Annotated in this window: 11 protein-coding genes and 1 pseudogene; 4 read left to right on the plus strand and 8 right to left on the minus strand. The window is 42.6% G+C overall.

Annotated features, from left to right (window positions below; genetic code table 11):
- The 5 genes from B4K11_RS10965 to B4K11_RS10985 form a co-directional block, all read right to left on the minus strand.
- Window positions 1–581: response regulator (locus B4K11_RS10965; RefSeq protein ID WP_292959376.1), on the minus strand; the 581-nt coding region annotated here is incomplete at its 3' end.
- Complete coding sequence (locus B4K11_RS10970) at window positions 578–1,072, minus strand: hypothetical protein (RefSeq protein WP_292952699.1); 495 nt, start codon at window positions 1,070–1,072, stop codon at window positions 578–580. The genes B4K11_RS10965 and B4K11_RS10970, both read right to left, overlap by 4 nt.
- Entirely contained in the window at window positions 1,065–2,474 is a 1,410-nt protein-coding gene (locus tag B4K11_RS10975) for a sensor histidine kinase (protein WP_292952702.1), read from the minus strand. The genes B4K11_RS10970 and B4K11_RS10975 overlap by 8 nt, the downstream gene beginning before the upstream one ends.
- Window positions 2,475–2,746: 272 nt before the next feature.
- Window positions 2,747–3,088: an EF-hand domain-containing protein gene (locus B4K11_RS10980; RefSeq protein ID WP_292952705.1), complete on the minus strand. Its 342-nt coding sequence runs from the start codon at window positions 3,086–3,088 to the stop codon at window positions 2,747–2,749.
- A gap of 57 nt (window positions 3,089–3,145) precedes the next feature.
- Window positions 3,146–3,499, minus strand: a complete 354-nt coding sequence (locus B4K11_RS10985) for an EF-hand domain-containing protein (protein WP_292952707.1) — start codon at window positions 3,497–3,499, stop codon at window positions 3,146–3,148.
- Between the two features lie 592 nt (window positions 3,500–4,091).
- On the opposite strand from B4K11_RS10985, the pseudogene B4K11_RS10990 reads away from it, so the two are divergent.
- Together B4K11_RS10990 and B4K11_RS10995 are read left to right on the plus strand one after the other, a co-directional pair.
- Window positions 4,092–4,409 (plus strand): annotated as a pseudogene (locus B4K11_RS10990) (formylglycine-generating enzyme family protein).
- The gene (locus B4K11_RS10995) at window positions 4,379–4,801 is read left to right on the plus strand and encodes a formylglycine-generating enzyme family protein (protein WP_292952710.1); all 423 of its coding nucleotides are present in this window, start codon (window positions 4,379–4,381) and stop codon (window positions 4,799–4,801) included. The pseudogene B4K11_RS10990 and the gene B4K11_RS10995 overlap by 31 nt, the downstream one beginning before the upstream one ends.
- A gap of 77 nt (window positions 4,802–4,878) precedes the next feature.
- Here B4K11_RS10995 and B4K11_RS11000 read toward each other — a convergent pair whose 3' ends face one another.
- Window positions 4,879–5,472, minus strand: coding sequence for a TetR/AcrR family transcriptional regulator (locus B4K11_RS11000; RefSeq protein ID WP_292952713.1), 594 nt, complete (start codon window positions 5,470–5,472; stop codon window positions 4,879–4,881).
- 196 nt (window positions 5,473–5,668) lie between these two features.
- Here B4K11_RS11000 and B4K11_RS11005 point away from each other — a divergent pair, with 196 nt between their 5' ends.
- Window positions 5,669–6,544, plus strand: coding sequence for a hypothetical protein (locus B4K11_RS11005; RefSeq protein ID WP_292952716.1), 876 nt, complete (start codon window positions 5,669–5,671; stop codon window positions 6,542–6,544).
- Here B4K11_RS11005 and B4K11_RS11010 read toward each other — a convergent pair.
- On the minus strand, window positions 6,534–7,250 hold the full coding sequence (locus B4K11_RS11010) for a DnaJ domain-containing protein (RefSeq protein ID WP_292952719.1): 717 nt from the start codon (window positions 7,248–7,250) through the stop codon (window positions 6,534–6,536). The two genes, B4K11_RS11005 and B4K11_RS11010, sit on opposite strands and share 11 nt — an antisense overlap.
- 279 nt (window positions 7,251–7,529) lie before the next feature.
- On the opposite strand from B4K11_RS11010, the gene B4K11_RS11015 reads away from it, so the two are divergent.
- Complete coding sequence (locus B4K11_RS11015; RefSeq protein ID WP_292952722.1) at window positions 7,530–9,272, plus strand: hypothetical protein; 1,743 nt, start codon at window positions 7,530–7,532, stop codon at window positions 9,270–9,272.
- Window positions 9,273–9,375: 103 nt separating this feature from the next.
- Here the strand turns inward: B4K11_RS11015 and B4K11_RS11020 are convergent.
- Window positions 9,376–9,915 (minus strand): GNAT family N-acyltransferase (locus B4K11_RS11020; RefSeq protein ID WP_292959377.1); only part of this gene is annotated, 540 nt, incomplete at its 5' end.

The following is a 9,915-nucleotide window of genomic DNA, read 5'->3' on the forward strand; positions in this document are numbered from 1 at the left end:
TGTTCAGGTAGAGCTCCGCAGTTAATAGCAATAAAAGGCTTCTTTTGACGAGGGCTTGCTTTATGGATCGCATTGGCTAGCAGCTCTTTGCCGCTACCGCTTGAACCAGTAATTAATACGCTTACATCTGAACCAGAAATCTGCTCTGCTTCTTGCAGTATCTGCTCCATTGTTAAGCTACGGCTGATAATGTTTTCTCGCCATGTCCCTTCGCTACGGCTAGTGCTGGCAAGGGCTGCATCTATCGTTTGCATCAATTGATCACGATCGATAGGCTTTGTTAAAAAACCAAATACGCCCTGCTGAGTTGCTGTTACCGCTTCTGGAATGGAGCCGTGAGCAGTAATGATGATGACTGGCAGTTGTGGATAAAGTCGTTGTAGCTGTGTAAACAGCGCCATCCCATCCATACCTTCCATGCGCAGGTCGGTAACGACTAGATCTACTTTGTCGCTTATTTTTTCGAGTGCTTCTTCAGCGCTTTCAGTACAGCTTATTTCAAACCCAAAAGCGGCAAGGCGCATAGAGAGTAATTTTAGAAGAGAGCTGTCATCGTCAACGAGTAGAATATGAGGCTTCATTCCTGCTCCTCACGGTCATTACTCAAGTCGGTTTCCAGTTGGGTCAGTGCATCAATTTTTTTCTGCAAAATTCGGTGTTCCACTAATAAGTTGTCATGTTCTGCTCGCATCCATAGCAATGCCGAGGTTAACTGATCTCGCAGATCAAAATAGCGGTCACCGGGGCAGGCTTTGTCTGGGTATAGCACGAGCTTTGCATAATAGCGTTTAGACTGTTGCAGTTGTTCTGTTGATGACAGCGGTGTAGAGAGCAGTAAAGCAAGTAGGGCTAGATCTTTCTGTCGTATTGCCGTTTGCATAATACGGCTACGCTGTTCCGGTTTTGCTAAAAATTCGGTTTCGACCTTTTGTAATCGATCAAGATTGGCCGGTTCAATGCGACAGCTTTTTTGCTCCACGATAAGAGGGGCCGTTGAGCTGGGTTGCAATGGGGCAATTTCACATCCTTGTAGTAGCAATAGCCCAAAAAGGAGTGGAGTATATTTAATCATTTAGGTGTTGCTCCAAAACGGGTAGATAAAGGCTAAAACCAACACGATTATTTTCATTGGTCGATAATTCAACGCTTGCGCCAAGCGATTCTGCAGCATCGCGTACAATACTTAGCCCTATGCCTGATCCTTTTACAGGGCCTTGGCGTCTATTTTGCCCTTGATAAAAGGGTTCAAAGAGTTGGGGGACATCTTTTTCTGGAATCGTTGGTCCATCATTTTCAACGCTGATCACACACTCGGAATCAGTGGATTGAATTTGCAATATTAAGCGGCCATTGTCACTGCCATAGAGCGCCGCGTTAGAGACTAAATTGCCAATAATACGAATAAGCATTGCTCTATCGGTCATCCATTCCTGTTCAGATTCAGGTAGGGAGACTTGAATGCGTTTTTGTTCAATCAGTAACTTATAAGGCTCTATCGCCTCGTTCAGTGCTGGAAGTAGAGCAACCAGGTGTAGATTGACGGGTTCATTTTGATGGAGCCGACTGTAGTCTAATAATTGCTCGATCAAGGATTGAAGTTGTCGAGAGTTACTTTGTAATAGCTGAGTTATCTCCATCTGATTATTATTAAGGGGGCCGGTAATTTGATCGGCAAGTAGATCAGATCCCTCTCTTAATGTTGTCAGTGGTGTTTTTAACTCATGGGACATATGACGCAGGAAGCGTTGTTTCTCATTCTCAACTTCTGCTAAGCGCTCGGTTAACCAGTCTAACTGTTTTTCTAACTCAACGAGCTCATGAGGCCCGCCGACCATAGCGCCAGTGTACTCTTCCCCTGTACCAAGCGCTTGTATTCTGTCTGCAATTCGTCGCACAGGCCGGATAATTGAGAAACTAAAAAATAGGATCAGTAGCATCTCAATAATAAGTAAAACGATTGCAAGTGAACTGAGTTGCGTTTGTGTTTGATAGGCGGTTTCGTTTAAGGCTTGAAGACGTTTATCAAGGATTAAATCAATCTGATTATTCACTTCACGGGTGAGGCCTAGCAAACTATTGGCATCACCTGTTTGTGAATTCTCAATTTCTGCGAGTAAGCTACTTATCTCGTTTAGCTTATTTTCAGAGGTAAGGATAAAGCTATGTATGGCGAGCTGCTCTTTATATTCGGATAAATATTGGGTGAGTCGCTCTTTTATTTCGGGTTTGGCAAGAATTTGGTATTGCCTTGCTGAACGCGTGATGTCTTCCGCGAGTCCTTCTAGGCGTTGTCCTCTGCGGGTGACTTCTAGTGCTTGTTTAGCAAGTACACGCCCTCCTGCTGATTGTTCAACAAGCGCGTCAGTCGCATAGTAGATTAAGACCCCGAAAGGAGTAACCACGACTAAGAATGACAGTAACACTAACTGTTTGAGTGAGCTAAGGCGCCAGCCGTAGCGTTTGCTATTGGACATGTAAAAGTAGCTTTTTAAACACCTGTATGAGTATTATCCATGAATCAGTCCTGTTATGGCTAATATTTATTCATTTTCCGGTATTGGGATATACACGGCCGATTGTAAGGGGTGGTTAGGAACCCGAAAGGTCCCTAACCCTATTAAGTAAAGCTGGCGGCTATGTTTGTGGACATGGATGCTTTACTCAACTGTTACCAGAGCGAGGGCTGTCGTTAATCTGAGGCTGTCTCGGAATCAGTTTAAACGACCTCCCTCAAACCAGTGAACCCCTATAAAGTGGGTAATCCCGCTAGCGCTATATAAGTGGGCGCTGGGGTAGTATTAACCTGAAGCTGGGAAAATTCATCCGTGCTTAAGAAGCCATCTTTGTTCGTATCAATATGTTCAAATCCTTTTACAAGGGCTGGAGATACTTGGGCTTCTTGTGGGCTAACTTTGCCGTCTTTATTTGCATCAAGCTTTTCAAATATGCTCGGGGCAGTTGGCTGCTCATTTGTCAGTATTTCGGCTTGAGGCATAGGCGTTGTTTGTGGCTCGCTTGCTTGCTCGGCAAATGATGTTGTTGCCGACAATGTCAGGATTGAAGCCATTAGTAATGTGTTAGTTTTCATTTAAATTCTCCTAAGGAGTTCTTTACTTAAGTCGGGTGTTTAAACGTGATGGCGCTATTAAGATTTAAGGCGTGGGCGTGTAAATTCTTCAGGGCTTAAAAAACCGTTTTTATCACTGTCGACTTTGTCAAAACCTTTGACCAGTGTTGGGTAGTTTTGCGCTTCATCCAGGCTAATTTGCCCATCTTTATCGGTATCTAATTTTTCAAAAAGCTTCTTTTCTGTCGGCTGTTCAGTAGATGTCGCTTCTGTCTGAGTTACCGATGCAGTTCCAGGAGTAGTTACTGCTGTAGTAGTCACAGGAGTCGTTTCAGGAGTAGCTTCAGGTGTTCCGGTGTTTGCTTCTTCAGCTAGTGCAATTGAGGAAGAAAGAGCAATTAAAGAAGCCAGTGTCCATGCAGATGTTTTCATTGTTTATCTCCTAAACAAACTGTTAATAATGAGGTATTAAAAAGTTTAAAATCGCTAGGCATATATCAAGTAGTATGCCAGAAATAAAAAATTCATTGAAAAACAGTTGGTTAGGGAGTTTTTCGTGCTGTGTGATCTTGGCTGAACTGTTTTGGACTAGGTTTCAAGATCGAAACTGTCGGTAATTGGCGACAGTATATTGATTGCTAAATATACTTTTATATAAAAAACAGAAGGTTACATGGTTTCAAATTAGCGACAGGGGCTATAAGAGGGGCTATAAAAAGAAGTTATATGTAAAGGTAAGGAATAAGCTTGAGATTGAGCTCTCAGGCTGTGACTTGTTTATCCTTTTGGGGTTGTTCATTAAAAATAAAAGCAGAATAAATAAACTTTCCTGCGTATTTGTGTTCTAGCTTGAAGGGATAATAATTTATTCATGCTTTCTGGAGATCATAATAATGAATAAGTTAGCCTGCTCAGTCGTTATGTTGTTAGGAGGGATGGGAAGTAATATTCAAGCGGCATCGACGAATGCTGAAGTCTCTACGTAAATACGAACCCTATTTTAATCGAGAGTAGGCCCTTTCAGATGGGGTGTTCTCTCGCTGACTCCGCTTGTGAAAATGATGAGGGGAAACCGGGGGGAAAGAGCGTTGATGTTCCGGCTTTTAAGATTGATAAATACGAGGTTTCAGTCGCTGAGTATGAAGCTTGTATAACCGCTGGAAAGTGCCAGTGTCCTAAAGATTTTCAACGAAATAAGTATTGTAATATTGGTGTGGAAGGCCGAGCTAGCCATCCCGCTAACTGTGTCGATTGGCAGTAAGCGTTGGATTACTGTGAATGGACAGGGGCACGTTTACCTTATGAAGCTGAGTGGGAAAAAGCGGCAGGGCAAATACCTTAAGTAGATACCCATGGGGGCAAGAGGTTAGTTGTAAACATGCGATTATTGATGATGGCAAGACGATGGGGTCTGTCCTGAATGAGCCTGATGGCTGTGGGGAAGATACGACATGGCCTGTCGGCAGTCGCGATGCGAATGCGTATGGCCTAAATGATATGCATGGTAATGCCGGTGAGTGGACAATGAACTGGTATGAACAGGGGGCTTTAAATCGCTATGCTAATGGTGACCTTAAAGGACCCGAATCAGGTAGACAAAGAGTGGTTCGTGGAGGCTCTTGGGATGAAAATGTGGATAACCTGAGAAGCTCTTTTCGAAATGTAAAACCGCCCGTGAGTGGCCGAAGTATCTACGGATCAATTGGTTTTAGGTGTGCTTATGATGTTGAATAAGTAGAGGTGATTTGAAAAAGCAGCAATCAATTCAGAATGATTGCTGCATTATTTATCTGTCCCCTTAATCTCTTCTTTTAATGGTGTGGGGAATGTAAAGCAGAGAGAATTGTTTTAACGACGGCTTCATATTTATGATGCTCCGGACGTTTACTGCTTAGCACACGCAGTCCCCAGATATTTGTCATTAAATAGGTTGCAAGATCTTCAGCACTTTGCTGTTTATCGAGTTCGCCTGCCTCTTGGGCTTTCAGTAAAGCGGTGCAGAAGTGCCGCTCTATTTGATCTAAATAATGTCCAACCTTCCCTCGAATCTCGTCATCTTCAGTGGCGAGTTCCAGCATGGTATTCACCATTAAACAGCCTTTACCAATACTGTCATTTTCTAACTCGTTACTGAAACGAATGAAGAAGGTATGGATACCTTCAATAGGGGATTCTGCTTCAGTCATTATATTGGAAATGCGTTCTAAGCTGCGCGAAGAGTAGGTATCAATGACTTCTAGGAAAAGTCCGCGTTTACTTTGAAATGCACCGTATAATGAACCCGGTTTTAATTTTGTTGCATTGACTAAATCTGTAACAGATGAAGCACTGTATCCTGTTCGCCAGAATACATTCATTGCTTTTTCTAATACGTCTTTACGGTCAAACTCCGCTGGCCTAGCCATATTTTTGCCCTCCATGATCTATTGGCTTATTATCATTATTCAATCCTTTTCTAGCAACACCTATATGAACTTCATTGAGCATAAAATTCTGATAAAGCAAATTATATGTCTAATTAGTTTTGCCTATTTGTCCGGTTGTCAGAGTATTCCTGCTGATTTGGGTGGGGACGCAGGGCCTTTATTTCGTAGAGGTGTAGTGTCAATAAATAACGATGGTTTAAGTTTTAAACCTTGTTATGTGAATAAAGCGGAAAGTATTAATGATCGTACAGGGAAATTAGCAAAACGTTTTAAGCATACTCAGGCCCCAGTGTTTTATGCTGAGTTAAGCGGAGACCACTTTGTTACAGGTGAGCCGTGGGAGGTGTATAAAGTACATTTGATGGGCGGCGATCAACTCACATGTCAGTATGAATTATCTGGTAACAAGTATCGTGCTGCAGGCAATAAACCGCTGTGGATAGCCGATGTTCGCGAAGATGGTATCTACGTTCAAAACTATGGTCGGTTAGCTCAACTTGTTTTTCCACGCAAAAAGCCAATTTCGTTGGGTAATGGGTATGAGTGGAATAGTCAGCTTCAAGGTATCGCACGTTATTCATTAGCGCTGAAGGTGCTTGAGACGCGATGTACCGATCAGTTTGGCATTGATTATGAGTACACCAGTCAGATGACGTTAAATAGCCATGTGTATTCAGGCTGTGCTCGTGAAGGAAATCTAGAGGTTAGAACATTACCGGGTTTGTACAGCGCTCTTTTGCCTGGGATGAATAGTCTAGGACGTTTTATCTCTTTAGATTTAACATCAGATAATGAGGCGTTTTTAACTCAGGATTATAGAAACCGCCAGCCATTGATTGAGCAAATAGGTACTTGGAAGACCCTTAGTGAGGGGAAAGTCGTGGTGTATCTGACCGAAATTGATGGCCGCAAAGAAAATGAAATATTGATTTTTCAAAGAGATAAACAAGGGGCGCTGAAGTTGAAAGGTCATAGCGCCACTTATGGTACTGCGGGCCTGCGCTTGGAAAGAGTAGGGCCCGAGCGGGCCCATCGACGATTTAGTCGTTAAGCAAGGTATCTTTAGCTTGGTTTATTTTGGCTGCAATATAATCACTTCCACCCCTGTCGGGATGATTTTTTTGCATTAACTTTCTATGTGCATTAATGATCTCATCCCTGCTGCAATTGGGTTGCAATCCTAATATTTCGTACGCTTCTTGAATCTCTTTTGCGCTAGCTGAAGGTTTTTCACTGCTTAAATCATCTGAACGCCATACTGGCCCAAAGCGTTTGTCTAGATAAGTTTCTAATAGCTTTGCTGAGTCTTGATCTTGTTGGCGGCAATACTTAAGTAGAGACAGGAATTGATCTTTATCGAGCGTGCCTAATTCGCGATTTTTAAAAGGCCCTTGTAAAACAGTCCCGTACATAACTCCTGCATCATGATCGATTTTCAGATGAATGATTTTAGAATTTTCTGACGACTGATTACCGCTATTAGTTTGTTGGGTTCGCCTTTTTTGCCAGACACTAAGGAAAGGAATAACGCGTAAAAGTAGTGGGAAAATATGTCGTGCGAAAGGGAGAGCAGCTGTGAATAGAGCAGCTATCCAGTGGAGTTTCCCTGTTAATGCCATGGTTGCGGTGATGATCAATAAAAGCACGAGCGCAATTTTAATAAGGGCGGACTTGCGCTTCTTCTTGGGTAATGAGCGAACCCATGAGGTGATTAATAGTGCGAGGACTATCAATATTATGAGGCTGATCGGGGACACAGATTATCCTTACTAAGTATCAATAGGGTTATGGTGGTCATTGGCGATATGCAGAGTGATTCGAAAAAGTGATGATGGCACACTCTTATAGCGTATCTATCATAAGTGGCTCATCTAATACGAGCAAACTTTTAGGATGAGTTTTCCTTAAGGGAAATTAAATCTGTAAGGATCTGTTTCATAATTATTTAATAAGAATAGTTCCTATTTTCACTGTGAGGTAGGGACAGTGAAAGATTGATCGGTTACTATCATAGAAAATACTTAAATGGAGTTTTAATGGTGCGTAAAGTCGTTATTGCCGGAGCTGTTGTTGCTGCCGGAGCTGTAGGTTATATGGTTAGTCAGCAAGGAAGCGAAGGAACATCTGCTTCTTATTCCCCTTTGACTTATGTACCAGCGGATACGGTATTTTTTTCAGGGCAGTTAGAATCCTTCCCTCTTAAAGATTATCTCAAGTCTACGTCATATCCTCAGAATAATATGGCTGATGAGCTGCTAACTGAATTCTCAGAAAGCACAGATCCTAAAGAGCTGTTTGTTGCCAGTTTGATGAAATCCTACTTTGATGCAGTCTCGTCTCCTGAGTTGTTTCAAAAAACCTTTGCTTTACCAGATGACATCAAAACATTCATTTACGCTGTTGGTTTAATGCCGGTTGTACGCTACCAAGTAACCGATGAACAAAACTTCTGGGCCGTATTAGATAAAGCTGAAATGGATAGCGGCTTTAAACATGAACTGCGTAAATCTAACGAGTTCGCTTATCGTGTATATACACTCGATAACACGGTAGAGGGTGAAACGTTTGAAGCGGTTGTTGCTTATGAAAATGGTTGGGCGACTTGGACAATCAACACGCACTTGAATACTCAGGCCGATTTAGATCAGGCGTTGGCTCAGGCTAAGCCTACAGCTTCGTTACAAGATTCGGGCGTGCTTAAAGGGATCCAAACACAGCATGGCTTTACAGGAGCATCCCTTTCTTACTTTGACCATGAAGGCATCGTAAAGGCTTTAACCACAACGAATGGTAATGCTTTAGCTAGCATGATGACTAAAGCGATTGAGTTAGAAGGCGAAGGGAATAATGACTTTGCTGTCATTCGCACGCCAGAATGTGCAGCAGAAATGGGCGCTATCGCAGCTAACTGGCCACGTACAGTGATCGGTATTCGTAGTAAAGATGATATGAACATTACTGCTGAACGTAGTTACATGAAAGCGGCAATGATTGTAGAGAGCAAGAACAAAGTTGTATTAGATGCATTAACCTCTATGCAGGGCTTTATCCCATCTTACTTGGAAAAAGCGCAAGTGTTTGGCATGGGGTTAGGTATAGATACGAATAAGCTGAGCCCAGCACTGTCTTCTATCTGGAGTAATATGCTAGAGCCGAGCTATAAGTGTGAGCCGCTAATGGAGATGCAGGCCGCTACACGTGATGCTAATCCGGCTGCTTTAGCTATGTTCACTGGTATGGCGCAAGGTGTTAAAGGTGTTGGTATGGGCATACAGGACTTCTCATTCTCGATGGAAGGTCCGGCTCCTGAGTTAAAATCCTTAGATGCGATCGTATCTTTATCGGCTGAAAACCCAGCTGTACTTTTCAATATGGCTAAAACATTTGCGCCACCTTTAGCTCATATTCAATTACCTACAGATGGAAGCGCGGTTGATCTTTCTACAATGCTGCCGATTCCTCCTGAGGTGAATGTTAAGCCTATGCTTGCAGTCAAAGGTAAGCATTTAGTGATTTATAACGGTGAGAAGGCTAAAGCGATTGCTGAAGGTATGGCTTCTGAAGAAGCGACAAGCAATGGTCTACTTAACTTCTCCATGGACTATAAAAAGATACTTGCGCCAGTTTTACCTATGCTAGAAATGGCGGCTGATCCAGAAGTGACTGAGCAATTAGAGCTACTTAAAAACATTGATATGCGCGTTAAGATGGATATCAATATGAGTGCTCAAGGTATTGAATTAGTCAGTGAGGCGGATGTTAAAGCGGCTTCTAAGTAAGCGCATTTAACAGATAGCGTTTACAAAGCTATTTTTACTAAGTTATAAGCAACCGCGTATCACTTCATGTGATACGCGGTTTTTTTCGCGCTAATGTTTGGACTTATTGGCCGATATAACGTTTTCTTTTCTTCTCTTTTACATAGTTAATATCTACCAAGACCAACCCATCTATGCAGAAATTGAAGTCCGCATCGACCCCGAAATCTAAAAAGCGTACGCCGCCCTCTTCGCAAAGTTCGCTGTACTGTTTATAAAGAGTCGGGACACTACAGCCCAAGAACTCCAGCTGCTCTTTTAACGTACGAAAGTCCGCTTTATAGTCATCACCGCAGAAAAGGCTTTCCATATGCGTATTTGCATCGTTGTCTAGATGATAAGGTGCTAACGAGCGTGATAGGTTCTCTTTATCATTAAAATAATGTCGGTAGAACCAAATCAACATATCTTTGGCCGCAGCGGGATAATTGTTACTTAAGCTAACAGGGCCAAACATGTAACGAACTTCTGGATGCTTCTTTAGATAAGCGCCAATGCCATACCACAGATAATCAAGGCTACGTTTGCCCCAATATTTAGGTTGTACAAAGCTTCTGCCTAGCTCAATCCCTTGTTCAAAATAGGGCTGCATCTTCTCATCGTA

It is taken from the genome of Neptuniibacter sp. UBA6509 (assembly GCA_002435145.1).
GTDB lineage: Bacteria > Pseudomonadota > Gammaproteobacteria > Pseudomonadales > Balneatricaceae > Neptuniibacter.

Coding starts and splice junctions, on each gene's coding strand:
- B4K11_RS10970 (WP_292952699.1), bottom strand. CDS start 1,072: ATGATTAAATATACTCCACTCCTTTTTGGGCTATTGCTACTACAAGGA.
- B4K11_RS10975 (WP_292952702.1), bottom strand. CDS start 2,474: ATGTCCAATAGCAAACGCTACGGCTGGCGCCTTAGCTCACTCAAACAG.
- B4K11_RS10980 (WP_292952705.1), bottom strand. CDS start 3,088: ATGAAAACTAACACATTACTAATGGCTTCAATCCTGACATTGTCGGCA.
- B4K11_RS10985 (WP_292952707.1), bottom strand. CDS start 3,499: ATGAAAACATCTGCATGGACACTGGCTTCTTTAATTGCTCTTTCTTCC.
- B4K11_RS11000 (WP_292952713.1), bottom strand. CDS start 5,472: ATGGCTAGGCCAGCGGAGTTTGACCGTAAAGACGTATTAGAAAAAGCA.
- B4K11_RS11015 (WP_292952722.1), top strand. CDS start 7,530: ATGGTGCGTAAAGTCGTTATTGCCGGAGCTGTTGTTGCTGCCGGAGCT.